Raw genomic sequence first — 25,034 nt, 5'->3', positions numbered from 1 at the left:
TGTGCGAGGCGTGATCAGGGGGCTACAAGGCTCGCCACAGCCGGACGGGAAAGCTCGCGCACTGCCAGTACGTCCATCCGGGCCGGGGAGCCGAGGGCCGAGCCGCAGCTCTCCTGTCGGGGCGGCATTGAGGCACCCTGGGCGACGGTGACGCGCCAGATGCTGCCGTCGGTGTGGGCGACGGTCACCTCCCAGCGCGGCGCGGTGCCGTCCGTGCGGACGACCGTCAGCGTGTCCGCGGCCTCCTCGCCGGTCGCCGTGCGGACCGCCAGTTCGGCCGCCTGGCCGGGGCGCTCCCAGGCGGAGCTCCCGCGGCACCCTTCGGTGACCACACGCCCTTCCCGTACGCCCTGGAGTATCTCCTTGACGGCATGAGCCTCCGCGCGCCCGTACGCGTAGCCGAACGGAAGCACGAGCAAGGTCGGCGAAAATCGGTGGCCTCCCAAGTGGGTGACCTCCCATGCGCCGTCCACTCCGGAGGCGGCGAGTTCGGCGGCGAGGGGGCGGCCGAGGAGGGCGCAGCAGCGGTCGCGCTTGCCGTTGGTGCAGACGAGGGCGAGGGGGTCGCCGGTGTGGGGGCGGCCGTCGAGAACGGTGTCGAAGGTGTCGGATGCGCCTCCGCCCAGTGCGGCGAAGTCAAGTTTGAGCAGCTGCTCGGGGGCTGACGTTGTGGCGCTGTGCAGCCATACGTTTCCCGGAGCGGTGTGGGCTGCGTACACCTTGCGCTCGGCAGCTGTGTGGCAGTCGGCGTGCCGTCCCGGGCGGCGGATCAGTGCGATGCGTACGCCGGTTCCCTCCGTGGCCTTCTCCAGAGCGCGGCCGAGGTCCGGATCCAGATGGCTCGAGGTCAGCGCTCTGGCACCCCAGGGTCCGGACTGCTCCACCAGCAGCCACGTCCGCGCGGTGGCGGCGGTCCCCGCAAGGGGCTCGTCCAGCTCCCGGGAGACCTTCGTGCACGTACTCACGGAGGTAAGCCTAACCTGAGTTGCGTCGAGTGGCTTTCGGGGCTTGTGGAGGCAGAGTTACGGGAGTGGCTGAGGTGGCCGTGGCCCTACATAGTTCCCGCTCGGGCGCATGCGCATCGAGGTCTCCTTGTACTCCTCCAGGACGTGGGCGATCCAGCCCGCCGTGCGCGCCACGGCGAAGATCGTCTCGCCTGCGGACGCGTGCATGCCCGACGCCACCGTGAGGACGGCGAGGGCCAGGTCGACATTGGCGTGCAGGGGAGCGTGGCGGGCGGTGGTGTCCACGATGTCGTGGGCCGCCGCCAAGGCGGGCTCGGCTCCGGGGACCTCCTTCAGGAGGGCGAACAGTGCACGCGCGCGCGGGTCCTCGCCCGGGTAGAGATAGTGGCCAAGCCCCGGGACGCGGCGTCCGGCGCGCAGTTCGTCCGCGACCACGGGGGCCGCCGTGCCCCGGTCCAGCACGTCGAAGATCAGCCGGTGCGCGAATCCGCTGGCCGCTCCGTGAAGTGGGCTTTCCAGGGCGCCGAGGCCCGCGGACACGGCGGCGTACGGGTGCGCGCGTGCCGATGCGGCGACTCGGACCGCGAGGGTGGAGGCGGCCAGGTCGTGGTCCAGGAGGAGGGCAAGTGCCGTGTCCAGGGCGTGCAGTGAGGCGTCGTCGGGCTTTCGGCCGCTGAGTCGCGCCCACAGGCGGTGCGCCAGCGGGCCCCGGTCCCGATGATCGCGCCGTAGGGGCGGCAGTGCGGCGACGAGCGTGGGGATGAGGGTGCGCGCCGTGCCAAGCACTGCCTCCTCGGAGAGGTCGAAGCGCAGCGGGTCCGCGATCGCCGCGGCGATGGCTGCGACGCGGAGCCGGTCGGTCGGGCCGGTGTGCTCGGGCAGTGCGTCGACGGCCTGGCGGGCGACTGCCACGGACGCCTCCGGGGCGGTGAAGGTGACGCCGGGGCGCAGCACGCCCGTCCACAGCCACTCGGCGACCTCTTCGTAGGAGTGGCGCGCGGCCAGTTCGGTCGCATCGACGCCACGGAAGTAGTAGCGGTCCTTGTCGATCAGAGTGATGCGGGTGCGTACGGAGAGTCCCCCCGTAGTCGGTGAACTCTCGCTCGCCTCCCGCCTGTTGCGTCGTGCGAGCGTCTCCACCTCTTTGGCGTCGAACGTGCTGCCCCGGCTGCCCGGTTCGCGGCGGCTGCTGAGTTGACCGCGACTCACATACGCATACACCGTCTCGGGCTTCACGCCGAGCAGCTCGGCGGTCTCCTTGGTGCTGATCCGTCGGCCTTCGCGGGCGGGAGCCGGTTCTTGATCCCTCATGGCGTCACCGTATCTGTGTGGATCCGCTCACCTGTAAGTTGATTCAATCAATATTGACAGAGATCAAGTCAATCATAGACAGTCGAATCAACTCCAGGGAGGGAACATGCCGATCAACCGTGCCGAGACCGCCTCTGTAGACGTACCGCGGGGACTCGCCGGCGTCGTTGTCACCGACACAGCACTGGGTGATGTCCGCGGGGTCGAGGGCTTCTATCACTATCGCCAGTACTCGGCCGTCGAACTCGCGCAGACCCGCGGATTCGAGGACGTCTGGCATCTGCTGGTCCACGGTGAACTGCCCGATGCGGCACAGCGTTCCGCCTTCGTGGCGCGGACCGCCTCGTTGCGGCGGTTGCCCGACGAGGTGCTGTCCGCCCTGCCCGCGATCGCGGCGGCGAGTGGGCGGTCCGGGCCGCTCGCAGGCATGCGGACCGCATTGTCGCTGCTCGGTGCGGCGCGCGGGTTCCGACCGGTGTACGACATCGACGCGGACCAGCGTCGTGCGGACGCGCTCGCTGCGGCGGCGGCCGTGCCGACGCTGTTGACGGCGCTCTACCGGCTGGACCGTGGCCTCGACCCGGTGGAGCCGCGGGACGATCTGCCTCATGCCGCCAACTACCTCTACATGTTGACGGGTTCGGAACCGGAGCCGGAGCGGGCCCGGGCGATTGAGCAGTACTTGATCTCAACCATTGACCACGGATTCAACTCATCAACGTTCACGGCCCGGGTGATCACGTCGACGGGAGCGGATGTGGCGGCCTGTCTCGTGGGTGCGGTGGGCGCCCTCTCCGGGCCGCTGCACGGCGGCGCCCCGAGCCGGGCGCTGGATACCCTCGACGCGATCGGGACGCCCGACCGGATCGACTCCTGGGTCCGCACACGAGTCCTCGCCGGCGAACGCATCATGGGATTCGGCCATGCCGTCTACCGCACGGAGGACCCCCGCTCCCGCATGCTCCGCGGCATCGCCCAGCGGTTCGGTGGCACTCTTGTCGACTTCGCGGTCGAGGTGGAGCGCAGGGTGGAGGCGGTCCTCGCGGAACTCAAGCCCGGCCGTGACCTCCACGCCAACGTCGAGTTCTACGCGGGCGTCGTCATGGAGCTCTGCGGCCTCCCACGCGCGATGTTCACCCCTACCTTCGCCACGGCCCGCGTTGTCGGCTGGAGCGCCAACATCCTGGAACAGGCCCAGGACTCGAAGATCATCCGTCCGGTGGCGCGGTACGTGGGGCCGGGGGCGCCGGCGGCGGTGCCGGCGGTGGCTTGACACGCCGACGGCCCGACACTGCGTGGGGTAGTGCCGGGCCGTTCGGGGGGCGGGCTCAAGCGTCAGGAATGTCGGCCTTGGCTCGAATGAGCGTCTCCCGAGTGATGACCACGATGCGCTCGTAGTCGGCGCGCGAGGCGTCCGAGGGGAGGCCGGGGTCGAGTGAGTCAGTGGCGTCCGTGCCGATGACTGCGAAGTTGCCATCGGCCAATTCGAAGATGTCGGGGCAGTTGGCTCCACTCACGCTGCCCCGAGCGCGCGGAGATGCACCGATCCGACGGATGATGTGACTCACTGTTGATTCCCTCTGGTTCTCACGTCTGAAGAGCTGCGCACAACGATGCGGGCGGGAGGCGCCCTGGGTGCGCTCGTCCCTCCGGCGGTGTGAGCAACGGTCTTGTGGAGTCACTCAACACGATCAGGTGAGTGACGCCTGGGACAACTGGGAATGTCACCTGTTCGTTATGGGCCGAGGGTGTGATTTCTGAGCCTCGGGCCGGAGTTCGACGGTGGACACCGCAGTGTGCAAGGGTCACGAATCCGGCAGTTCGCCGACAACCCACCACTCTTCGGTGTCCGACTCCTCCAGTTGGATGAGGAGTTCATCCACCATGCGTCCGAACTCAGCTTCGTCCGAGTCTTCGGCGATGGTCGCCCGTTGGTGCTTGGTCGCGTGCCAGTACTCGCGGACGACGGGGTTCTGCAGGATTCCTCTGATGTACCCGAAGAACTCTTCGCGACTGATATTGCCGATTCGGTAGTAGAAGAGCGCGTTCGTGTAGAGAACGTTGGCAAAGAGATACTGGCGCCGCTGTTTGGGCGATACGGGCGTCTCGTAGAGGTCCAGGACCTCGGCCAGCTCGGGGTCGTCGATGGCCTTGCTCAGCAACTCCCAGTGAAGACGCTGCTGATTGGCCAGATTGGCGTGTCGCTGGGTGTGCGCGGCCTGCTCCACATGTTCCAAGCGTGTTCGCAGGAGATCGAGCGCGTGCCGATGTGCGGTCACGTTGACGAGGACCGCCGCCGCCATGCCGATACCGGCCGCCGCGGCGCAACCCAGTCCGCGTATCCCTAAATTCCGTGTGGCCATGTCAACCCCCGAATCAGGCACCGTCCGCCGGTCGTCGGGTGCGGGTCGACAGGGAACAGACCGGCGAGCGGGTGGGCGGCGCGCTTGCCGTCTTCCAGGGTGCCGAGCGGCTCTGATCGGCTGGGAGGCGGCTAAGAGGGCGCACAGGGGGAAGCGCGGGGCGCGTTCCTGGCGCCATGTCCAACGTGTGCCCCCTGAACGCCGCTAACAATCGTTCACTTCGCGGGGTTTCCACCGGCTCGTATCCTGAGTCGGCATTCAATCCTCGTAACGAGAGCCGGTCCACGAGCCGGTGCACGCATCGGTGTGAGAGAGGTCGCGCGTTGAGTCCTGCGAGCCCCCAGCAGATCCCGGTCGTCGTCCTCGCGGGCTTCCTCGGGTCCGGCAAGACCACGCTGCTCAACCACCTTCTGCACAGCAGCGGAGGCAGCCGTATCGGGGCCGTCGTCAATGACTTCGGGGCGATCGAGATCGACGCGATGGCGGTTGCCGGGGCGCTCGGGGACTCGACCGTCTCCCTCGGGAACGGGTGCCTGTGCTGCGCGGTCGACGCAAGCGAACTCGACGTCTACCTGGAACGGCTCGCCCAGCCCTCCGCCGGTATCGACGTCATCGTCATCGAGGCGAGCGGTCTCGCCGAGCCGCAGGAGCTCGTGCGGATGCTGCTCGCCAGCGAGAACCCACGCGTCGTCTACGGCGGGCTCGTGGAGGTCGTCGACGCCGCCGAGTTCGACGACACGAGGCAGAAGCATCCCGAGATCGACCGGCATCTCGGCCTCGCCGATCTCGTCGTCGTCAACAAGGCGGACCGGGCCGAGGAGCCTGAGCATGTACTCCGACTCGTCCGGACGCTGACTGACCGTGCCGCCGTTGTCCCCGTCACGTACGGGCGGATCGACCCGGAGCTCCTCTTCGACTGCAAGCCGTCGACGGAGCGGATCGGGCAGCTGTCCTTCGATGACCTTCATGAGCACGCCCATGAGGATGGTCGCGAGCACGCCGGGCACCTGCACTCCGTCTACGAGTCCCTCGCCTTCACCACTGAAGTGCCGCTCGGCCCACGCCGGTTGATGGACTTCCTCGACAGCAGGCCGGAGGGCCTCTACCGCATCAAGGGGTACGTCGATTTCGGCGCGGCCGACACCCGCAACCGGTACGCCGTGCATGCCGTGGGCCGGTTCCTGCGGTTCTACCCGGAGCCCTGGGCGCCCGGCGAGGAGCGCCGCACCCAGCTCGTCCTCATCGGCTCCGGCATCGACGCCCCCGCGCTCGGCAAGGAGTTGGAGGCGTGCAAGGAGGACGCCCCGCACGCCGACGAGCACAGCATGTGGGGCGTCCTCCGCTACGTACAAGATCCAGACGAGGCCTGATCACACCGGTCCCGCCACCACCGACACCGTCTTCGGCAGCGAGATGCCCGAGCCGTCGCGGCGCGGGTCCATCTCCGGCAGGTCCGCCGGCGTGCCGTTCTTCTGAGCGGCCCGGGCCGGAGTGGGGCCGGCCCAGGCCAGGCTGAGGCAATCCTCGCCCTTCAGGAACCGCTGGCAGCGGACACCGCCCGTGGCGCGGCCCTTGCGGGGGTACTGGTCGAAGGGTGTCAGCTTCGCGGTCGTCTGGACCGAGTCGTCGAGCGTGCCGCGCGAGCCCGCCACCGTGAAGACCACCGCGTCCGTGGCCGGGTCGACGGCCGTGAAGGAGATCACCTTGGCCCCTTCGGTGAGCTTGATGCCCGCCACGCCGCCCGCGGGCCGGCCCTGCGGGCGGACCTGGGAGGCCTGGTAGCGCAGTAGTTGGGCGTCGTCGGTGATGAAGACGAGGTCCTCCTCGCCCGTGCGCAGCTCGGCCGCGCCGACGATCCGGTCGCCCTCCTTGAGCGTGATGACCTCCAACTCCTCCTTGTTGGACGGGTAGTCGGGCACCACACGCTTGACCACACCCTGCTGTGTGCCGAGCGCCAGACCCGGCGAGGACTCGTCGAGCGTGGCCAGGCAGACGACCTCCTCATCGCCCTCCAGGGTGAGGAACTCCGAAATCGGCGCTCCTCCGGCCAGGTTGGGCGCCGCGGTCGTCTCGGGTAGCTGCGGCAGGTCGATCACGTTCATCCGCAGCAGGCGTCCCGCCGAGGTGACCGCGCCGACCTCGCCCAGGGCTGTCGCCGGGACGGCCGAGACGATCAGATCGTGCTTGGTGCGCTTGCCGTCACTTTCCCCGAAGGGGTCACCGTTCGCCGTACGGGCGAGAAGTCCCGTCGACGACAGCAGTACCCGGCACGGATCGTCGGCTACCTGCAGAGGTACAGCCGCGGCGGTGGCCCCCGAGGACTCGAGCAGCACCGTACGCCGCGGGGTGCCGAACTTCTTGGCCACCGCCGCCAGTTCGCCCGACACCAGCTTGCGCAGCTCGGCGTCCGACTCCAGGATGCGGGTCAGCTCCTCGATCTCCTGGTTGAGCCGGTCGCGCTCCGACTCCAGCTCGATGCGGTCGAACCGGGTGAGCCGACGCAGCGGGGTGTCCAGGATGTACTGGGTCTGGACCTCGCTCAGCGAGAAGCGCTCCATCAGGCGCTCCTTGGCCTGCGCGGAGTTGTCGCTGGAGCGGATGAGGCGGATGACCTCGTCGATGTCCAGGAGGGCGACCAGCAGACCCTCGACCAGGTGCAGCCGGTCCCGCTTCTTGCCGCGGCGGAACTCCGACCGCCGCCGCACCACCTCGAAGCGGTGGTCGAGGTAGACCTCCAGGAGCTCCTTGAGGCCCAGTGTGAGGGGCTGGCCGTCCACCAGCGCGACGTTGTTGATGCCGAAGGACTCCTCCATGGGCGTCAGCTTGTAGAGCTGCTCCAGGACGGCCTCCGGGACGAAGCCGTTCTTGATCTCGATGACCAGGCGCAGGCCGTGCGCCCGGTCGGTGAGGTCCTTGACGTCGGCGATGCCCTGCAGCCTCTTGGCGCCGACCAGGTCCTTGATCTTGGCGATCACCTTCTCCGGGCCGACGGTGAAGGGCAGCTCGGTGACGACGATGCCCTTGCGGCGCGCCGTCACGTTCTCCACCGACACCGTCGCGCGGATCTTGAAGGTGCCGCGGCCCGATTCGTACGCGTCCCTGATCCCGGAGAGGCCGACGATGCGGCCGCCCGTGGGCAGGTCGGGACCCGGGACGTGCCTCATCAGCGTCTCGAGATCGGCGCCCGGGTGCCGGATCAGATGCCGGGCGGCGGCGATCACCTCGCCGAGGTTGTGCGGCGGCATGTTCGTGGCCATACCGACCGCGATGCCCGAGGCGCCGTTCACCAGCAGGTTCGGATACGCGGCCGGGAGGACGCCCGGTTCCTGCTCCTGCCCGTCGTAGTTCGGAGCGAAGTCGACCGTGTTCTCGTCGATCGACTCCGTCATCAGGGAGGTCGCGTCGGCCATCCGGCACTCGGTGTACCGCATGGCGGCCGGCGGGTCGTCGTTGCCCAGCGAGCCGAAGTTGCCGTGGCCGTCCACCAGGGGCAGGCGCATCGAGAAGGGCTGGGCCAGGCGCACCAGGGCGTCGTAGATCGACGCGTCGCCATGGGGGTGCAACTTACCCATGACCTCGCCGACGACGCGGGCACACTTCACATAGCCGCGGTCGGGGCGCAGCCCCATCTCGTTCATCTGGTAGACGATGCGGCGGTGTACGGGCTTGAGGCCGTCACGGGCGTCCGGCAGGGCCCTGGAGTAGATCACCGAGTACGCGTACTCGAGGAAGGAGCCCTGCATCTCGTCGACGACGTCGATGTCGAGGATGCGCTCCTCGAAGTCGTCTGGCGGCGGGGTCTTCGTGCTGCGGCGGGCCATCGCTGCTGCGACTCCTTCACAGTGTCTGCCGGGGCATGAACGGGTTCTGACGAGCTCCATTGTGGACCGCCCCACTGACAACCCGGACCGCGCCCCGTGCACAAGGGTCCGGACGACACGCGCCCGCTCGCTCTCGGCGTAGCCGTTCCGGGAACTTCGCCAGCTGTCAGCGCGCTTGCATACAGTGGCATGACTAGCAGGAATTCAGCAGTTTTCCGCGATCGAAGGGACGTACATGCCCATGGGTCACACGGCCACCGTCGAGGCCGGCTCCGGCGGGCTGACAGCGACCGAGCACCGCCTGGCCAACGGCCTGCGCGTGGTGCTCTCCGAAGATCATCTGACCCCGGTCGCGGCGGTGTGCCTCTGGTACGACGTCGGCTCGCGCCACGAGGTCAAGGGCCTGACCGGACTTGCCCACCTCTTCGAGCACCTGATGTTCCAGGGCTCGGCCCAGGTGAAGGGCAACGGCCACTTCGAGCTCGTGCAGGGCGCGGGCGGTTCACTCAACGGCACCACCAGTTTCGAGCGCACCAACTACTTCGAGACCATGCCCACGCACCAGCTGGAGCTCGCCCTCTGGCTGGAGGCCGACCGCATGGGCTCGCTGCTCGCCGCGCTGGACGACGAGTCGATGGAGAACCAGCGGGACGTCGTCAAGAACGAGCGCCGCCAGCGCTACGACAACGTCCCCTACGGCACCGCTTTCGAGAAGCTGACCGCCCTCGCCTACCCGGAGGGCCACCCGTACCACCACACCCCCATCGGGTCGATGGCCGACCTGGACGCGGCCACCCTGGAGGACGCCCGCGCGTTCTTCCGCACCTACTACGCGCCCAACAACGCCGTTCTGTCGATCGTCGGCGACATCGACCCGGAGGCGACGCTCGCCTGGGTCGAGAAGTACTTCGGTTCCATCCCCGGGCACGACGGCAAGGCCGCGCCGCGCGACGGAGCCCTGCCGGAGACCATCGGTGAGCAGCTGCGCGAGGTCGTCGAGGAGGAGGTCCCGGCGCGCGCGCTGATGGCCGCCTACCGGCTCCCGGAGGACGGCACGCGCGCGTCCGACGCGGCCGACCTCGCCCTGACCGTCCTCGGCGGCGGCGAGTCGTCCCGCCTCTACAACCGGCTCGTACGCCGTGACCGTACGGCTGTGGCGGCCGGTTTCGGTCTGCTGCGGCTGGCCGGAGCGCCTTCCCTGGGCTGGCTCGACGTGAAGACCTCGGGTGACGTCGAGGTCCCCGTCATCGAGGCGGCCGTCGACGAGGAGCTCGCCCGGTTCGCCGAGGAGGGCCCCACGGCCGAGGAAATGGAGCGCGCCCAGGCCCAGTTGGAGCGCGAGTGGCTGGACCGGCTCGGTACGGTCGCGGGCCGCGCCGACGAACTGTGCCGGTACGCCGTGCTGTTCGGCGACCCGCAACTCGCCCTGACCGCCGTACAGCGCGTGCTCGACGTCACGGCCGAGGAGGTCCAGGAGGTCGCCAAGGCCCGTCTGCGCCCCGACAACCGCGCGGTGCTCGTGTACGAGCCGATCGCCACCGACGAGGAGACCGCCCAGTGACCGAGGCCACCGTGACCATGGACTTCCATCCCCAGCCGCAGGCCGGCGAGGCCAAGCCCTGGGCCTTCCCGGCGCCCGAGCGCGGTGCGCTCGGCAACGGCCTGACGCTGCTGCGCTGCCACCGCCCCGGCCAGCAGGTCGTCGCCGTGGAAATCCTCCTGAACGCACCGCTGGAGGCCGAGCCGAAGGGCCTGGACGGTGTCGCCACGATCATGGCGCGTGCCTTCTCCGAAGGCACCGATAAGCACTCCGCCGAGGAGTTCGCCGCCGAACTGGAGCGCTGCGGCGCCACGTTGGACTCGCACGCCGACCACCCGGGCGTACGACTGAGCCTCGAGGTCCCGGTATCGCGGCTCCCGAAGGCGCTCGGTCTGCTCGCCGATGCCCTCAGGGCGCCCGCTTTCGAGGACAGCGAGGTCGAACGGCTCGTCCGCAACCGGCTCGACGAGATCCCCCACGAGACCGCAAACCCGGCCCGCCGCGCCGCCAAGGAGCTCTCCAAGCAGCTCTTCCCGGCGACCTCGCGCATGTCGCGCCCGCGCCAGGGCACCGAGGAGACGGTCGCGAGCATCGACTCCGCGGCCGTACGCGCCTTCTACGAGAAGCATGTACGCCCCGCCACGGCCACCGCGGTCGTCGTGGGCGACCTCACCGGTGTCGACCTCGACGCGCTGCTCGGTGACACGCTCGGCGCCTGGACCGGCTCGCCGGCCGATGCCCGTCCCGTGCCTCCGGTGACCGCCGACGACGCCGGCCGCGTGGTCATCGTCGACCGACCCGGAGCCGTCCAGACGCAGCTGCTCATCGGCCGCGTCGGCGCCGACCGGCACGACCGCGTCTGGCCCGCCCAGGTGCTCGGCACGTACTGCCTCGGCGGCACCCTCACCTCGCGCCTCGACCGCGTCCTGCGCGAGGAAAAGGGCTACACCTACGGTGTGCGCGCGTTCGGCCAGGTGCTGCGCTCCGCCCCGGACGGTACGGGCGTCGCGATGCTCGCCATCAGCGGCTCGGTGGACACGCCGAACACCGGCCCGGCGCTGGACGACCTCTGGAAGGTGCTGCGTACGCTCGCGGCCGAGGGTCTGACGGACGCCGAGCGGGATATCGCCGTACAGAATCTGGTGGGCGTGGCGCCGCTCAAGTACGAGACCGCGGCCGCCGTCGCCGGCACGCTCGCCGACCAGGTCGAGCAGCACCTGCCGGACGACTTCCAGGCGACCCTGTACCGCCAACTCGCCGCGACGGGCACCGTGGAGGCCACCGCGGCCGCCGTGAGCGCCTTCCCGGTGGACCGTCTGGTGACCGTCCTCGTCGGGGACGCCGCCCAGATCGAGGAGCCCGTCAAGGCCCTCGGAATCGGTGAAGTGAGCGTGGTCCCGGCTGAGTAGGGCCGCCGCACATCCCAGGGACCCTGGAGGCTGATGAGCCTCCAGGGTCCCTCTTTGTCCAAATTGATTGGATTGGTTGCGAGTTGGTATGGAGGTTGTGTGTCTGGCCTGTGGCGTGCGCTACAAAAGCCGTCATCCGTTTGTTATTTGAGAGACCGCCCGCTTAGCTTCAGTCCGGCTGTCCGTCAGGCACTGCGCCGCACCCGCGGCACCGGACAGTCATCGCCGAGTCCCCGTACGGCGCGAGCCAGGGGAGCCGGGGACCCATCGCAGTCCCTGGGGTGAATCGGGCGCCCTCCTGGAGGGGGCCCGTAGGAGACCTTCCTGCTCCGAACCCGTCAGCTAACCCGGTAGGCGAGAAGGAAGGAAAGGACAAGCCACTTCATGGCGTTCACCCGCGCCACCGGGAAGCACCGTCGCCCGAGCCGTACGAAGCGCACGTCCTCGAGGACCGTTGGCGTAGCGACGCTCGCCACCACCGGTGTCATCGGCACTCTGGCCGCCCCGGCGTTCGCCGGCCCGTCCGCTGCCAAGCAGACAGGGCTGACCCAGGCCGTCACCATGGGCGACTCGGTCGCCGACCAGATCGACGCCCAGGCCCACGCCCAGCGCCAGGCCGCCGAGGAGGCCGCCGCCCGTCAGGCCGCCGAGGAGGCCGCCAAGAAGCGGGCCGCCGAGCAGAAGGCCCGCGCCGAGGCGAAGGCCAAGGCGGAGCGCGAGGCCAAGGAGCGCGCCGCCCGCGAGGCCGAGCGCAAGCGCCTGCTCAATTCCTTCGTCTCGCCGATCAGCGACTCGTACGTCTCGACCGGCTACAAGGCCGGCGGCTCCGTCTGGTCCTCCGGCAGCCACACCGGCATCGACTTCCACGCCGCCAGCGGTACCACCGTCCGCGCCGTGGGCGCCGGCACCGTCGTCGAGGCCGGCTTCGAGGGCTCGTACGGCAACCAGGTCGTCATCAAGATGAACGACGGCACGTACACGCAGTACGCCCACATGTCGTCCCTCTCCGTCTCTGTCGGCCAGAGCGTCACCCCGGGCCAGCAGATAGGCCTCTCCGGGGCAACCGGCAACGTCACCGGAGCGCACCTCCACTTCGAGGCGCGTACGTCCCAGGAGTACGGCTCGGACATGGACCCCCTCGCCTACCTCCGCTCGCACGGCGTGAACGTCTGACGACGCAGAAGCTCCGTCGCACCCTTCCCCGAAGGCCCCGGCTCACCGAGCCGGGGCTTTCGTGCATCCTGACCGGACGTCTGCCTGTTCTGCGCGACTATGTGTCCAAAAAAACGCCATGGATTCCGGCCCGCCATCGGAATTTCCCGGACTCTGCAATAGAGTCACCGAACGAGCGTCAATCGACCGCGTTTCGCGGGGATTAAGGCGGAGGTCCGGTCATGCGTATTCCCGCGCACTCGGTATGCACGGCGATCCGTGACGACATCGTGGCGGGTGTCTACGAACGCGGCGGCCGGCTCACCGAGGAACTGCTCGCGCGTCGCTACGGCGTCTCGCGGGTCCCCGTGCGGGAGGCGCTGCGCACGCTGGAGGCGGAGGGCTTCGTCGTCACCCGCAGGCACGCGGGCGCGTGCGTCGCGGAACCCACGGAGCAGGAGGCCGCCGACCTGCTGGAGATGCGCATGCTCCTGGAGCCTCTGGGCGCCGCGCGTGCCGCACAGAGGCGTACAGAGGCGCACCTCAAGGTGCTGCGCGGTCTGGTCAGGCTGGGGCAGGAGCGGGCCAGGAGGGGCCAGAGCGAGGATCTGCGCTCCCTGGGCGGCTGGTTCCACGAGACGCTCGCGCAGGCCTCCGGCAGCCCCGCGCTGACCTCGATGCTTACCCAGCTGCGGCACAAGATCGCCTGGATGTACGCGGTGGAGGTACCGGCCCATCCCGCCGAGTCCTGGGCGGAGCACGGCGGCATCGTGGACGCCGTCGCGCGCGGCGACAGCGAGCGGGCCCGGGCGATCACGGCCCTGCACACCGAGCGGGCGACGGCCGCGCACCGGCTGCGCTTTCCAGAGCGCGGTGATCGCGTGGAGCGTGTGAGGACTTCGCAACACCCCGTAAACACGGCGAGCCTGCGGCATTAACAGTGGCACCGTATACAAAGGGGAAGTAATTCGCGGGGGATTATTTCTGCTGCCCGCACCCTGGAATTGCAAAGGGCCCGCCCGGTATTTCGGGCGAGCCCTTTTGGTGCGTGTGCGGGACGGCGTCTTGTGAACGTGATCCCGTGGATCAAACAGTTTCCGGCAGCTCCTCAAGCCCTTCCGAAACCAGCTTGGCCAGGCGGTCGAGCGCGGCGTCCGCGCCCTCGGCGTCGGAGGCCAGGACGATCTCCTCGCCGCCCTTGGCGCCCAGGCCGAGCACCGCGAGCATGGACGCGGCGTTGACGGGGTTGCCGTCCGCCTTGGAGATCGTCACAGGGACGCCGGCGGCCGTGGCCGCACGGACGAAGATGGAGGCGGGGCGGGCGTGGAGGCCCTCGGCCCAGCCGACGTTGACGCGGCGCTCAGCCATGTGATGCTGCCCTTCAGGTGTGCTCAGGTTGTCTAGACCACTATTCCATACGTGAAGCGTCCCCCGGCGGGCACCGGCCCGGCAGAGGCCACGAGCCCATGCGGGGGCCCGAGTCGGGCCCCGGACTGCCTCGCGCCATTGTCGGACACGAGCCGTACTCTGGGGCCCATGCAGACCTCGTCGGACCGGCACGAGTATCCCGCCCACTGGGAGGCCGACGTCGTGCTGCGCGACGGCGGCACCGCGCGCATCCGGCCGATCACGGCCGACGACGCCGACCGCCTGGTCAGCTTCTACGAGCAGGTGTCCGACGAGTCGAAGTACTACCGCTTCTTCGCGCCGTACCCGCGCCTGTCCGCCAAGGACGTCCACCGCTTCACGCACCACGACTTTGTGGACCGGGTGGGACTCGCGGCCACGGTCGGCGGCGAGTTCATCGCCACCGTACGCTACGACCGCATCGACGCCGAGGGGTTGTCGGCCTCGGCTCCGGCCGACGAGGCCGAGGTCGCCTTCCTCGTACAGGACGCCCACCAGGGCCGCGGTGTGGCCTCCGCGCTGCTGGAGCACATCGCCGCGGTGGCCCGCGAGCGTGGCATCCGCCGGTTCGCCGCCGAGGTGCTGCCCGCCAACAACAAGATGATCAAGGTGTTCACGGACGCCGGCTACCAGCAGAAGCGCAGCTTCGAAGACGGCGTCGTACGTCTGGAGTTCGACCTGGAGCCCACCGACCGCTCACGCGCGGTGCAGTGGGCCCGGGAGCAGCGGGCCGAGGGGCGGTCCGTGGCGCGGCTCCTCGCGCCCGGTTCGGTCGCCGTCATCGGGGCGGGCCGCGCGCCCGGGGGAGTGGGGCGCAGCGTCCTCGACAACCTCCGCGACGCCGGGTTCGGCGGACGTCTGTACGCGGTGAACAGGGCCCTTCAGGAGAAGGAACTCGGAGGGGTCCCGGCGTACCGCTCGATCCGCGACATCCCCGACCCCGTCGATCTCGCCGTGGTCGCCGTCCCGGCCGAGCACGTCCCCCAGGCCCTCGCCGACTGCGGTGAGCACGGCGTGCAGGGGCTTGTCGTGCTCACCGCCGGGTATGCCGAGAGCGGCCCCGAGGGGCGGGAGCGCCAGCGTGAACTCGTGCGCCACGCGCGCGCGTACGGCATGCGCATCATCGGACCCAACGCCTTCGGAGTCATCAACACCGCACCGGATGTACGCCTCAACGCCTCACTCGCGCCCAAGATGCCACGGGCCGGACGCATCGGTCTGTTCGCGCAGTCCGGTGCCATCGGGATCGCGCTGCTGTCCCGGCTGCAGCGGCGCGGCGGCGGCGTCACGGGCGTGACGGGGGTGTCGACGTTCATCTCCTCGGGCAACCGCGCGGACGTGTCCGGCAACGACGTACTGCAGTACTGGTACGACGACCCCGACACCGATGTCGCGCTGATGTACCTCGAATCCATCGGCAATCCACGGAAGTTCACGCGACTCGCACGCCGGACCGCCGCGGCCAAGCCGCTCGTCGTCGTGCAGGGGGCACGGCACAGCGGGTCCGCGCCTCCAGGACATGCCGTACGGGCCACACGGCTGCCGCACGCGACCGTGTCCGAGCTGCTGCGGCAGGCCGGGGTCATCCGGGTGGACACGATCACCGAACTCGTCGACGCCGGGCTGCTGCTGGCACGCCAGCCGCTCCCCGCCGGACCGCGCGTGGCGATCCTCGGGAACTCCGAGTCGCTGGGTCTGCTCACATACGACGCCTGTCTCGCCGAAGGGCTCCGGCCGTTGCCGCCGCAGGACCTGACCACGGCGGCATCGGCGGAGGACTTCCATGCGGCCCTCGCGCACGCACTGGCCGATGACGCCTGTGACGCCGTCGTGGTCACCGCGATACCGGCGGTCGGTGAGACATCGCCCTCCGACGCCGCTCTCGCCGAGGCGCTCCGCTCGGCCGCGGCGGCGTCCCCGGCGAAGCCGGTCCTCGTGGTCCATGTGGAGCTCGGCGGGCTCGCCGAAGCCCTCTCCGCCGCCACCAGCACCGCGCCTCACGCCGTCGAGCCACAGGTGCCGCCGCCCGCCGAACGCCCGGCGGCGCAGGTCCCCGCGGACGATTCCGGTCTCATCCCGGCCTACCCCGCGGCAGAACGCGCCGTCCGTGCCCTCGCCGAAGCCGTCAGATACGGGCACTGGCGCCGGGACGCCGCCGAGCCCGGCCGGGTGCCCGAGTTCGAGGACATGGACGAGAAGGGGGCGGCCGAGCAGATCGACGCTCTGCTGGCCGAGGGCGACCCGGCCGGGCTCACGCTCGGCTCCGAGGACACCTGCGCGCTGCTCGGCCGGTACGGCATCGACGTACGCCGTGCCCTGCCCGCCCCGACGCCCGACGAGGCCGCGGCGGCGGCCGAGCGCTCCGGCTACCCGGTGGCGCTGAAGGCCACCGCCCCGCACCTGCGGCACCGCGCCGACCTGGGCGGCGTACGACTGGATCTGGCGGACGAAGAGCAACTGCGGCGGGCGTACGCCGAATTGACCGAGCTCTTCGGGACGCCCGCCGAACTGCGCCCGGTGGTGCAGAGCATGGCGCCCCGCGGTGTCGACACCGTCGTCCGCGCGGTGATCGACCCGGCGGCCGGAGCGGTGCTCTCGTTCGGGCTCGCCGGAGCCGCCTCGGAGCTGCTCGGCGATACCGCCCACCGTTTGATTCCGGTCACTGATCGGGAGGCGGCCTCGCTGGTCCGGTCGGTCCGGACGGCGCCGCTCCTCTTCGGCTGGCGGGGCTCGGCGCCGGCGGATACGGCGGCGCTGGAGGAACTGCTGTTGCGCCTGTCGCGCCTTGTGGACGACCACCCGGAGGTCGTCTCCGTCACCCTGGAACCCGTGGTCGTCGCCCCGCACGGACTGACCGCGCTCGGTGCCTCCGTGCGGCTCGCGCCCCCGCCCGCCCGCGGCGACCTCGGTCCGCGCACGCTTCCTGTGTACTGAGCGGTGCCTCGCAGTCAGTGCGCCCCCGTAGGATGGGCGCCATGGCCAAGACCAGTACATCGACCCAGGGGCTGCGAGCGGCGATCGAGCGCAGCGGCTACTACCCGGCCCTCGTGGCCGAGGCGGTGGAAGCCGCTGTCGGCGGCGAGGCCATCCGGTCGTTTCTGGTCCACCAGGAGACGACGTTCGACGCCAACGAGGTGCGTCGGCATGTGACGGTGCTCGTCCTCACCGACAACCGCTTCATCGTGAGCCACACCGACGAGCAGGCCGCGGACAGTACGTCGCCGACGCCGTACGCGACGACCTCCACCGAGTCCGTGAAGCTTGGCCGGATCTCGTCGGTCGTCCTCAGCCGGGTCGTCGCCAACCCGGAGAAGTACGTGCCCGGGACGCTGCCCCGCGAGGTCGTCCTCACCATCGGCTGGGGCGCGGTATCCCGCCTCGACCTGGAGCCGGCCGCCTGCGGCGACCCCAACTGCGAGGCGGACCACGGTTATACGGGCAGCTCGACGGCGGATGACCTGAGCCTGCGCGTCAGCGAGGCCGGCGACGGCCCGGACGCCGTGCGCCAGACGCTCGCCTTCGCCCAGTCGCTCTCCGAGGCGACCGCGGACGTCACCCCGTAATGGCGCAGCCCGTCTGGGACCACCCGGAACCGCTCACCGTCGAGTCCGCACCCGTGCCCGAGTACGGCTCCGGTTCGCTCGCCGATCTGCTGCCCACGCTCGCCGCGGGCATGGGCGTACCGAATCTGGCCGCCACGCTCACGGATCTGACCCCGGCCGACCGGAACTGCGTCTTCCTGATCGACGGCCTCGGCTGGGAGCAGCTGAGGGCGCATCCCGAAGAGGCCCCGTTCATGAGCTCCCTCCTGGGCAGCTCCCGCGGCGGCACCGGCCGCCCGATCACCGCCGCGTACCCCGCGACCACCGCCACCTCGCTCGCCACGGTCGGCACGGGGCTGGCGCCGGGCGTCCACGGCCTGCCCGGCTACACGGTGCGCAACCCGGAGACCGGCGAGCTGATGAACCAGCTCCGCTGGAACCCGTGGACACCGCCGCACGTCTGGCAGCCGTACCCCACGGTCTTCGAGCTGGCCGACAGGGCGGGCGTGCACACCGCACAGGTCTCCTCGCCGACGTTCGAGAACACGCCCCTGACGAAGGTCGCGCTGAGCGGCGGAACGTTTCACGGGCGCCTGTCCGGCGAGGAGCGCATGGACCTCGCCGCCGAGCAACTGGCCGCCGGAGAGCGCTCGTTGGTCTACACGTACTACGCCGAAGTGGACGGCAAAGGCCACCGCTTCGGTGTCGACTCGGACCCCTGGCGCGGACAACTCATGTACGTGGACCGCCTGGTCCAGCGGCTGGCCGAGCAATTGCCGCCCCGCACGGCCCTGTACATCACGGCCGACCACGGCATGATCGACATCCCCTTCGGGGAGCCGCACCGCATCGACTTCGACGAGGACTGGGAGCTGCGCGCCGGAGTCGCCCTGCTCGGCGGCGAGGGCCGCGCCCGGCATGTGTACGCCGTCCCGGGCGCCGCGTCGGACGTCCTGACCTGCTGGCGCGAGGTGCTCGGCGAGCAGTTCTGGGTGGCGTCCCGGGACGAGGCGATCGCGGCGGGCTGGTTCGGGCAGCCCGACCGGATCGAGGAGCGGGTGTACGCCCGCATCGGCGACGTGGTCGCGGCCGCCCGCGACGACGTCCTGCTCATCGCCTCGCAGCGGGAGCCGAAGGAGTCGTCGATGCTCGGCAACCACGGTTCGATGACCCCCGCCGAGCAGCTGGTCCCGCTGCTCGAAGTACGCTCCTGATCGTCGGCCGCCTCGCCCCTGAACTGCCCTCCGCTGAAAGGTGCTCAACTCGCCATGCCCGAGCTGGTGTTCTTCTCCGGGACGATGGACTGCGGGAAGTCGACTCTGGCGCTTCAGATCGGGCACAACCGTTCGGCAAGGGGTCTGCAGGGTGTGATCTTCACGCGGGATGACCGGGCCGGCGAGGGCAAGTTGTCGTCGCGTTTGGGCCTGGTCACGGACGCGGTTGAGGCGGCTCCGGGCATGGATCTGTACGGGTACCTGGTGGAGCAGATGTCGCACGGTGCCAAGGTCGACTACGTGATCGTGGACGAGGCGCAGTTCCTCGCGCCGGAGCAGATCGACCAGTTGGCCCGGATCGTGGACGACCTCGTCCTGGACGTCTTCGCGTTCGGCATCACCACGGACTTCCGCACCAAGCTCTTCCCTGGCTCACAGCGTTTGATCGAACTTGCGGACCGCGTGGAGACGTTGCAGGTCGAGGCGATGTGTTGGTGCGGTGCGCGAGCCACCCATAACGCGCGCACGCTGGCTGGAGAGATGGTGGTCGAGGGCGAGCAGGTGGTGGTGGGGGATGTGGCCGGCTCGGCGGCGGAGGTGGGGTACGAGGTGCTGTGTCGGCGTCATCACCGCAGGCGGATGACGAGCGCCGCTGCCCATGCGGGGGCGTTGTCGCCGGACGTATTGCCGGTCACCTCCGCCTGATTTCCTGTCGGAGGGACGTCAGTGGACACGTTCTCGGTCGTGCTGGTCATCGTTGTTGCTGTATGACGCGGATGTGGTGGAGTTCCGCTTCAACGTTTAGTTTCACCTCGAATCGCCCCCTGGTCTGCGTTTGTGCAGGTCAGGGGGCGATTCGCCGCCCGGATCCGCGCGTTGCTGCGGAACGTTCAAGGTTTGGGTTCGCGAGATGCGGCGCAGTGTTTGTGCAGGTCAGGGCGTTGCCGTCCGGTGGTTGAATCCGGGCGCGGTTTCCGGTTGCTGGATTTTTGCTGGTTCGGTCGGCGTGACTGGGAGGCCAGGATGGACCGGGTGGGCGGCGGGAGGTCGTTGATCTCACGCAGACGAAAGGCCGGTGGTCCATCAGCGATCCACCGCTGGTCTTCTCGGCCTGGCAACACCACTCCGGGTCACGGCGGGCAAGGGGACACAGCTCACCGCTTCTACGAACGGCCTCCTTGGCGCGAGTGCCGTCCGGCCGGTGACCGAACAGCCGCGTGGCGTCGGCCGTCCCGGTCATACTGGTGGACCTGTTGAGCAGTTCGCGTGTACTGCGACCGTTTTTCCTTGGTGCGGCGTAGCCGACCGGTCCGTGGATCGAGGACGGGTCACGGGGCTGAAGCCGATCCGCTGCCACCGCCCACCGCACCGCCGGCCGATCGGATCAGTGCCCGGGCCTCGTCCTCCAGGCGGCGGGTGATGGGCTCCTCGCGGATGCCGTGCTCACCCAGCTGTGTGGCCAGGTTTCCCAGGAAGTCCGACGCTGCGAGCACATGGTCTGTCACATCGACCGGTACTCCGTTCCGCAGGTCCTCATGGGCGCGGCGGGCGCCGTCCAGGACGTGGCCGATCCGGGCCTGCACCTCGGCTCGCATGTCGTTCGGCAGCCCCGCCCGCATGAGCTGGCGCAGCAGCCGTTCGCAGGCACGGACGACATCGTCCAGCAGTTGAGAGCTGCGGCTGATGCCGAAAGAAAGGTCCGAACCCGTCGCGGCCTGGACCAGCGCGTTGCCGACATAGATGTTCCGGTTCCGACTGGGGCTGTACGGCGTCAAGTCCACGGGGCCCAGGCCGCCCAGTGCGGGCCGGAAGCAAGGATGCACGTGGAACTCCACCTCGCCGGGTTGCGGGGGTATCTGAACACCGTCGGAGTACACGACCTTGTGGCCTCTTTTGACACCGAGGAAGCCGATTCCGAACAGGACGTCCAGTACTCCTTGTGTGGTGAGGCTTTCGGCGTAGTCGGCGAAGTCCTGCTGCAGCCGCTCACGGTGGGGCTCGAACCGAGTGGCGAGCGCCGGGAGCATCACCACGTATCCGTAGTTCTCGAACAGGAGGAAGAGTCGGCTGAGGAAGGGATGCGTCACGGAGTACTCCCTGGCCAGGTCCGTGAGTTTCCAGCGGGAGAACTGTCCGGTGGCAGTGAGTACGTCCTCCTCGGTGATCCGCCGGTGGCCCCGCTGGTCCGCGACGCCTTGGCACACGTTGAGGAACTGGATCGTGTCCCTGGGGCGCGGCAGTGCCCGCCGGAACAGGTACTCGTCCGTCGGTTCACCGGACACCGTCGAGGGGAACAACTGACCCCACAGTTGCTCTGAAGTGAGCTCCTTCTTGAGTGAGGCCGCCGCCCTGGCCAGCGCGAGGTCCGCGAGCTCCTCCTGGGTCCAGGTGATCCGCAGCTCGTCGCTGTGGAACTTGTCGGCGTCGCCGAAGCTGAGCGTGTCGTAGATGTCCGCCCGCAGGAAGAGCGTGCAGCGCACGGCGCTGCCGTACCGTCCCGTGACCTGCTTGCTCGCCAGGAGTAACCCGGTGACCAGAGCGTGACTGTCCGGGTCGATCGTCCAGACCTGTTCGAGCTGGTCGACCAGGAAGAGCAGCGTATGTGCTCCGGCACAGCCGAGTTCGGCAAAGGCCGCCGCCACGCCGTTTTCCAGGACCTCCAACTGCCGGCTGGCGCGGGCTCCTTCGGAGGCGTCGTTCAGACCGACCTCCGCCTCGATGCCGAACGCCCTGAGGGCGAGGTTCGCCGACTGCAGGCCCCGGACCCCTCGCCGAAGTCTGTCGTACAGGCGTTCTTCGCCGGTCTCGCCGTTCGCCTCCAGGAAACCGCGCAGTGCCCGCACCGATGTACGGGCGCGCCGACCGTGGGCGGCTCGCGCATGCTCGCACAGATACCGCGCTGCGTGGACGGCAAAGACGTAGCGCCAGATCAGGGACTTGGCGGTGTCTCCGGAGACTCCCTGGAGTTCGAACCGCCGGATCTCGTCACCGGCTGTGTCGTCAGGGGTGATCAGAACCGTGGTGCCAGGATGGCCGTTCGGGGTGGCGAGCCGGCGGCAGATCGCGCTCTTGCCCGCGCCCTTGCGGCCGATGATCAGTGATGTGCGGCCGGAGAGGGCTTGCCGGTAGGCGTAGGTGGGCCGGAAGACCGTGCCGTTGAGCAGGCCGGCCGTCAGGTCGTTCTCCGCATCGTCACGCCCGAAGAACAGGTCGCTGATCGGATTGGGTTCGTGCTCCATGGTGCTCTCCCCCTCGGTGATGCGTAAATCGTCAACGCATAGGAAGATTAGGCGCGTTGGTGGGGAACTGTCTCGGTAAACAGGCCGCGTTCTCGTCGGCCGACATCAGGGGGGCGTCATGGACGAACGGCAGGATCTCGAAGAGTTGCTGGCGCCACTGCGCGCCGACCTGACCTCGCTGCGCACGGACTCGACCGCACTTCACGTCGAACTGACGGTGCTGCGGCGCGAGAACGACGGGATCGCCGAGTCGCTGTCCTCGGCGTGCGACGAGATCGATGCCGTCAAGGAGACGGTGACAGCGACCCACGACGTGCTGAACGACTTCGTGGAGGGTTACGGCAGGCACCAGATCGTGGCCAACGCCCAGGCGGAGCTGACGCAGTTGACCGTCGTCTGGAAGGCGGATTTTGCCCACCGGCAACGTGTCCGCGCTCTGGCGCGCGGCCTCACCCACGCGTTGACGGCCCACGCGGTGGCCGGTGGGCTCGTCGACCAGGACACGATCGATGTCTGCGTCCGGCAGCAGTTCCTCGCCGAGCCGACGTACTGGCTCGCCCCGGCGATCATGGCGGTGGCGGCCCGGCACAACGCTGAGGCGACGATCGTCCCCCGAGCCACCGCGCACGCGGTGTGGCTCGACTCGGCCAAGGCCAAACTGTTCTTCGCCCTCACCTGTTCGCGCCAAGGTCGGCTGAGCGAGGCGGCGGGCTGGATGGACCGCTACCTCAACTCGCTCGATCGCGACGACCTCGGCGCGGAGTTCGCCGCGGTGCTGGAGGCCATCGCCAACTCCGAACTCGGGTACGACGCGTACACCTATGCCCGTGAGGCCATGGCCCGCTGGTTCCGCGAGGACCAGTCCGCCTTCCAGACCGCACGTGCACTCCCGTCGAGCCCGGATCTGGCCCCGTGGGGAAGCCATCTGATGGAGCTCGGCAAGAAGGAGATCTCCGGCGACCGCTTCGCCGCCCTGCAGGAGTTGACCGGCCTGCAGTGGCCCGGGCTGGAGAGCGGCTGGCGAACCGCCACGGCACTCGACGGCACGCTGACCTTTTTGGAGTCCTTCCCCACGGCCAGTGATCAGTCCGCCCACAAGGGCCACTACACGGCCAGCGCACTGGACCACCTGATCGACCAGCTCGAACCGGATGAGGCGGAACTCCAGGACCGTATGGCACGGTTGCGTGCGTTGATCGACAACGAAGGAGACACGGAAGCCGCCGCGGCGTCGGCCGACGAGTCGACACAGGAGCATGAACGGCTCGACTTCGTGACGCTGCTGGAGCAGGCCGTCTTCCAGCCCGAGCTGCTCCAACTGGGCGTGCCTGCCCGGCGGCTGGCCCTGGACTGCGTCTGGGAGAGCGTGCGTACGGCCGCCGTGTCGATGGCCAGAAGATCGCGCTCGCTCATGCCCGCGACGATCATCCTCTCGGTCGAGGACTGGTCCTGCGAGTACTCCACCGATCCGTCCCGGGTCTTTGACGTGAACCGGGCGGCGGCCGACCTGACGGAGCACGTGGAACGGCGGACGCGCGAGCAGGTCGAGTCGATCGTGCCGCTTTGGATGCTCACCTGGGGAGCCTGCTTCCTCGCCGCGTTGGACGGGGCGCTCATCGTGCCGTTCGTCAGCGGGGGCTTCCTCCTGATGTTTTCGGTCCTGATGGGAGCGCTCATCCTCGTGGGACTCGGTGGCATAGCGCATGTGCCGCTCCGTAAACGCAGCGTGCGCGAGGCCGGCGACCGCCAGCAACTGTACGCGGCGCACGTGCTCGGGCAGGCCGTCGCGCAACTGAATTCCCTGCTGGACGACTGGCGGATCGGGCTGCGCTCGTCTGTGGCTCTGGAGGAGTGGAGCCCCGTCCGGGACGGGGAGACGGACGCATGACGGGCGGGCGTCTGCTCGGCGACGGCCGCTACCGTCTGGACGGCCGCCTCGGGAACGGCGGCATGGGACAGGTCTGGCTCGCGTACGACAGGAAGCTCGATCGGCCCGTCGCGGTCAAGCTCCTCGACATGGACCGCATCCGCATGGGCCAGCGGAACCGCAAGGCGTCGCTGACGGAGGACATGCGCGCGCGGTTCGAGAAGGAGTGGCAGTCCATGGCACGGATCCAGAGTCCCTATGTGGCTGCCATCCACGACCGGGGAGAAGACGAGGGGCAGGTGTACCTGGTGATGGAGTACGTCGACGGGACTTCGCTGGACGGGTACATGGGGCATGGGAGTTCACTGACCCTGGAACAGACTGTGCGCTGGTCCGTGCAGGTCTGCGAGGGGCTCGCGGACGCGAGTGACGTCGACGTCGTGCACCGCGACATCAAGCCGGCCAACATCATGATCAACGAACGGGGCAACGTGAAGATAGTCGACTTCGGGCTGGCCCGCCTCCTCGACATGTCCGAGACACGCGGTGCCGGCGCCACGTGGCAGTATGCGGCACCGGAGCGCTGGCAGAGCAGCCCCGGCGACCATGTCAGCGATCTCTACTCCCTCGGCTGTGTGATGTACGAGATGCTGACCGGGAACCCACCGTTCGCCAGTCGTGGCACCGACATCATGGAGGTCGGTGTCATGCACCTGCGCCACAACCCCGCACCCCCGCTCAATGTCCGCCGGGGCATTCCGGAGGAGCTGAGTCAGTTGGTCATGGCGCTGCTCGCCAAGAAGCCCGAGCAGCGACCGCAGCACGCGCGCACGGTGATCCGCCACATTCGGCAGGTCGAGCACACCCCCGACGTCGCCACGGACGGCTCCGGACACTTCGTGCCCGTCGGCGCGCCGCACGTGAACACGGACTACGTCGACCGGATCCGGGAGGCGGAGCGGCGCATTTGGAACCTCTTCGCCGAAAACGGGGAGTATCACTCCTCCGTCATCGAAGCCCGTTTCACCCTCGCGGAGTTGACGGGGGAGTCCGGTGACTCCCGTGGCGCTGCCGACCAGTACGAAACGCTCGGCGAGGACTGCAAGCGTTTCTTCGGCCCGGCCGATCCCCGAGCGCTGAACGCGTTCGACGCGATGGCCCGCTGGATCGCGGCACCTGCTTGATTGGCAGGGCGGGCCGAGTG

General features: G+C 69.2%; 19 protein-coding genes and 1 riboswitch. Of the genes, 12 read left to right on the top strand and 7 right to left on the bottom strand.

Annotated elements, in window-relative coordinates; all coding sequences use genetic code 11:
- Window positions 1–14: 14 nt before the first annotated feature.
- Window positions 15–965: a sucrase ferredoxin gene (locus G6048_RS10420; protein WP_165339193.1), complete on the bottom strand. Its 951-nt coding sequence runs from the start codon at window positions 963–965 to the stop codon at window positions 15–17.
- A 57-nt stretch (window positions 966–1,022) separates the two neighbouring features.
- Entirely contained in the window at window positions 1,023–2,276 is a 1,254-nt protein-coding gene (locus G6048_RS10415; RefSeq protein WP_165339192.1) for a citrate synthase, read from the bottom strand.
- A gap of 106 nt (window positions 2,277–2,382) precedes the next feature.
- Between G6048_RS10415 and G6048_RS10410 the strand changes: the two genes are divergently transcribed.
- On the top strand, window positions 2,383–3,549 hold the full coding sequence (locus G6048_RS10410; protein ID WP_165339191.1) for a citrate synthase: 1,167 nt from the start codon (window positions 2,383–2,385) through the stop codon (window positions 3,547–3,549).
- A 55-nt stretch (window positions 3,550–3,604) separates the two neighbouring features.
- On the opposite strand, the gene G6048_RS10405 is transcribed toward G6048_RS10410, so the two are convergent.
- A complete protein-coding gene (locus G6048_RS10405; protein ID WP_165339214.1) occupies window positions 3,605–3,832 on the bottom strand; it encodes a hypothetical protein in 228 nt (75 codons plus the stop codon).
- Window positions 3,833–4,081: 249 nt separating this feature from the next.
- Window positions 4,082–4,639 carry a DUF6082 family protein gene (locus G6048_RS10400; protein ID WP_165339190.1) on the bottom strand — a complete coding sequence of 186 codons (558 nt, stop codon included), beginning with the start codon at window positions 4,637–4,639 and terminating at the stop codon, window positions 4,082–4,084.
- Between the two features lie 323 nt (window positions 4,640–4,962).
- Between G6048_RS10400 and G6048_RS10395 the strand changes: the two genes are divergently transcribed.
- Entirely contained in the window at window positions 4,963–6,009 is a 1,047-nt protein-coding gene (locus tag G6048_RS10395; RefSeq protein ID WP_235989580.1) for a CobW family GTP-binding protein, read from the top strand.
- Here G6048_RS10395 and G6048_RS10390 read toward each other — a convergent pair whose 3' ends face one another.
- Window positions 6,010–8,460: a DNA gyrase/topoisomerase IV subunit A gene (locus G6048_RS10390; protein WP_165339188.1), complete on the bottom strand. Its 2,451-nt coding sequence runs from the start codon at window positions 8,458–8,460 to the stop codon at window positions 6,010–6,012. It abuts the gene before it with no gap.
- 241 nt (window positions 8,461–8,701) lie between these two features.
- Between G6048_RS10390 and G6048_RS10385 the strand changes: the two genes are divergently transcribed.
- The 4 genes from G6048_RS10385 (at window position 8,702) to G6048_RS10370 (ending at window position 13,499) form a co-directional block, all read left to right on the top strand.
- Window positions 8,702–10,021 (top strand): M16 family metallopeptidase, encoded by a 1,320-nt coding sequence (locus G6048_RS10385; protein WP_165339187.1) that lies wholly within the window; start codon window positions 8,702–8,704, stop codon window positions 10,019–10,021.
- The gene (locus G6048_RS10380) at window positions 10,018–11,409 is read left to right on the top strand and encodes a M16 family metallopeptidase (protein WP_165339186.1); all 1,392 of its coding nucleotides are present in this window, start codon (window positions 10,018–10,020) and stop codon (window positions 11,407–11,409) included. Before G6048_RS10385 ends, G6048_RS10380 begins: the two co-directional genes overlap by 4 nt.
- Window positions 11,410–11,622: 213 nt before the next feature.
- Window positions 11,623–11,780: riboswitch (cyclic di-AMP (ydaO/yuaA leader) on the top strand.
- Between the two features lie 13 nt (window positions 11,781–11,793).
- The gene (locus G6048_RS10375; RefSeq protein WP_165339185.1) at window positions 11,794–12,582 is read left to right on the top strand and encodes a M23 family metallopeptidase; all 789 of its coding nucleotides are present in this window, start codon (window positions 11,794–11,796) and stop codon (window positions 12,580–12,582) included.
- Between the two features lie 221 nt (window positions 12,583–12,803).
- The gene (locus G6048_RS10370; protein ID WP_165339184.1) at window positions 12,804–13,499 is read left to right on the top strand and encodes a GntR family transcriptional regulator; all 696 of its coding nucleotides are present in this window, start codon (window positions 12,804–12,806) and stop codon (window positions 13,497–13,499) included.
- Between the two features lie 148 nt (window positions 13,500–13,647).
- Here the strand turns inward: G6048_RS10370 and G6048_RS10365 are convergent, their stop codons facing one another.
- On the bottom strand, window positions 13,648–13,929 hold the full coding sequence (locus G6048_RS10365; protein ID WP_165339183.1) for an HPr family phosphocarrier protein: 282 nt from the start codon (window positions 13,927–13,929) through the stop codon (window positions 13,648–13,650).
- Between the two features lie 168 nt (window positions 13,930–14,097).
- Here G6048_RS10365 and G6048_RS10360 point away from each other — a divergent pair, with 168 nt between their 5' ends.
- From G6048_RS10360 to G6048_RS10345, 4 genes are read left to right on the top strand one after another with little or no spacing between them, the layout of a single operon-like run.
- Window positions 14,098–16,902, top strand: a complete 2,805-nt coding sequence (locus G6048_RS10360) for a bifunctional acetate--CoA ligase family protein/GNAT family N-acetyltransferase (RefSeq protein ID WP_165339182.1) — start codon at window positions 14,098–14,100, stop codon at window positions 16,900–16,902.
- Between the two features lie 41 nt (window positions 16,903–16,943).
- Window positions 16,944–17,531, top strand: a complete 588-nt coding sequence (locus tag G6048_RS10355; RefSeq protein ID WP_165339181.1) for a DUF5998 family protein — start codon at window positions 16,944–16,946, stop codon at window positions 17,529–17,531.
- Window positions 17,531–18,724, top strand: a complete 1,194-nt coding sequence (locus tag G6048_RS10350) for an alkaline phosphatase family protein (protein ID WP_165339180.1) — start codon at window positions 17,531–17,533, stop codon at window positions 18,722–18,724. The genes G6048_RS10355 and G6048_RS10350 overlap by 1 nt, the downstream gene beginning before the upstream one ends.
- A 54-nt stretch (window positions 18,725–18,778) precedes the next feature.
- Window positions 18,779–19,429, top strand: a complete 651-nt coding sequence (locus tag G6048_RS10345; protein WP_165339179.1) for a thymidine kinase — start codon at window positions 18,779–18,781, stop codon at window positions 19,427–19,429.
- 623 nt (window positions 19,430–20,052) lie between these two features.
- On the opposite strand, the gene G6048_RS10340 is transcribed toward G6048_RS10345, so the two are convergent.
- A complete protein-coding gene (locus G6048_RS10340) occupies window positions 20,053–21,963 on the bottom strand; it encodes a P-loop ATPase, Sll1717 family (protein ID WP_165339178.1) in 1,911 nt (636 codons plus the stop codon).
- Between the two features lie 118 nt (window positions 21,964–22,081).
- Here G6048_RS10340 and G6048_RS10335 point away from each other — a divergent pair, with 118 nt between their 5' ends.
- Together G6048_RS10335 and G6048_RS10330 are read left to right on the top strand one after the other, a co-directional pair.
- On the top strand, window positions 22,082–23,851 hold the full coding sequence (locus G6048_RS10335) for a hypothetical protein (RefSeq protein ID WP_165339177.1): 1,770 nt from the start codon (window positions 22,082–22,084) through the stop codon (window positions 23,849–23,851).
- The gene (locus G6048_RS10330) at window positions 23,848–25,014 is read left to right on the top strand and encodes a serine/threonine-protein kinase (protein WP_165339176.1); all 1,167 of its coding nucleotides are present in this window, start codon (window positions 23,848–23,850) and stop codon (window positions 25,012–25,014) included. Before G6048_RS10335 ends, G6048_RS10330 begins: the two co-directional genes overlap by 4 nt.
- Window positions 25,015–25,034: the final 20 nt, after the last annotated feature.

The organism is Streptomyces ureilyticus, from assembly GCF_011045025.1.
Classification (GTDB): Bacteria; Actinomycetota; Actinomycetes; order Streptomycetales; family Streptomycetaceae; genus Streptomyces; species Streptomyces ureilyticus.
Note: the sequence above shows the minus strand (reverse complement) of the source record. Positions and strands in the feature narration are given on the sequence as shown.

Bases quoted from the DNA above. Each gene is read 5' to 3' on its own strand.
- G6048_RS10370 (WP_165339184.1), top strand. From the start codon at position 12,804: ATGCGTATTCCCGCGCACTCGGTATGCACGGCGATCCGTGACGACATC.
- G6048_RS10385 (WP_165339187.1), top strand. From the start codon at position 8,702: ATGGGTCACACGGCCACCGTCGAGGCCGGCTCCGGCGGGCTGACAGCG.
- G6048_RS10360 (WP_165339182.1), top strand. From the start codon at position 14,098: ATGCAGACCTCGTCGGACCGGCACGAGTATCCCGCCCACTGGGAGGCC.
- G6048_RS10340 (WP_165339178.1), bottom strand. From the start codon at position 21,963: ATGGAGCACGAACCCAATCCGATCAGCGACCTGTTCTTCGGGCGTGAC.
- G6048_RS10410 (WP_165339191.1), top strand. From the start codon at position 2,383: ATGCCGATCAACCGTGCCGAGACCGCCTCTGTAGACGTACCGCGGGGA.
- G6048_RS10390 (WP_165339188.1), bottom strand. From the start codon at position 8,460: ATGGCCCGCCGCAGCACGAAGACCCCGCCGCCAGACGACTTCGAGGAG.
- G6048_RS10415 (WP_165339192.1), bottom strand. From the start codon at position 2,276: ATGAGGGATCAAGAACCGGCTCCCGCCCGCGAAGGCCGACGGATCAGC.
- G6048_RS10400 (WP_165339190.1), bottom strand. From the start codon at position 4,639: ATGGCCACACGGAATTTAGGGATACGCGGACTGGGTTGCGCCGCGGCG.
- G6048_RS10335 (WP_165339177.1), top strand. From the start codon at position 22,082: ATGGACGAACGGCAGGATCTCGAAGAGTTGCTGGCGCCACTGCGCGCC.
- G6048_RS10355 (WP_165339181.1), top strand. From the start codon at position 16,944: ATGGCCAAGACCAGTACATCGACCCAGGGGCTGCGAGCGGCGATCGAG.
- G6048_RS10365 (WP_165339183.1), bottom strand. From the start codon at position 13,929: ATGGCTGAGCGCCGCGTCAACGTCGGCTGGGCCGAGGGCCTCCACGCC.
- G6048_RS10330 (WP_165339176.1), top strand. From the start codon at position 23,848: ATGACGGGCGGGCGTCTGCTCGGCGACGGCCGCTACCGTCTGGACGGC.
- G6048_RS10345 (WP_165339179.1), top strand. From the start codon at position 18,779: ATGCCCGAGCTGGTGTTCTTCTCCGGGACGATGGACTGCGGGAAGTCG.
- G6048_RS10375 (WP_165339185.1), top strand. From the start codon at position 11,794: ATGGCGTTCACCCGCGCCACCGGGAAGCACCGTCGCCCGAGCCGTACG.
- G6048_RS10350 (WP_165339180.1), top strand. From the start codon at position 17,531: ATGGCGCAGCCCGTCTGGGACCACCCGGAACCGCTCACCGTCGAGTCC.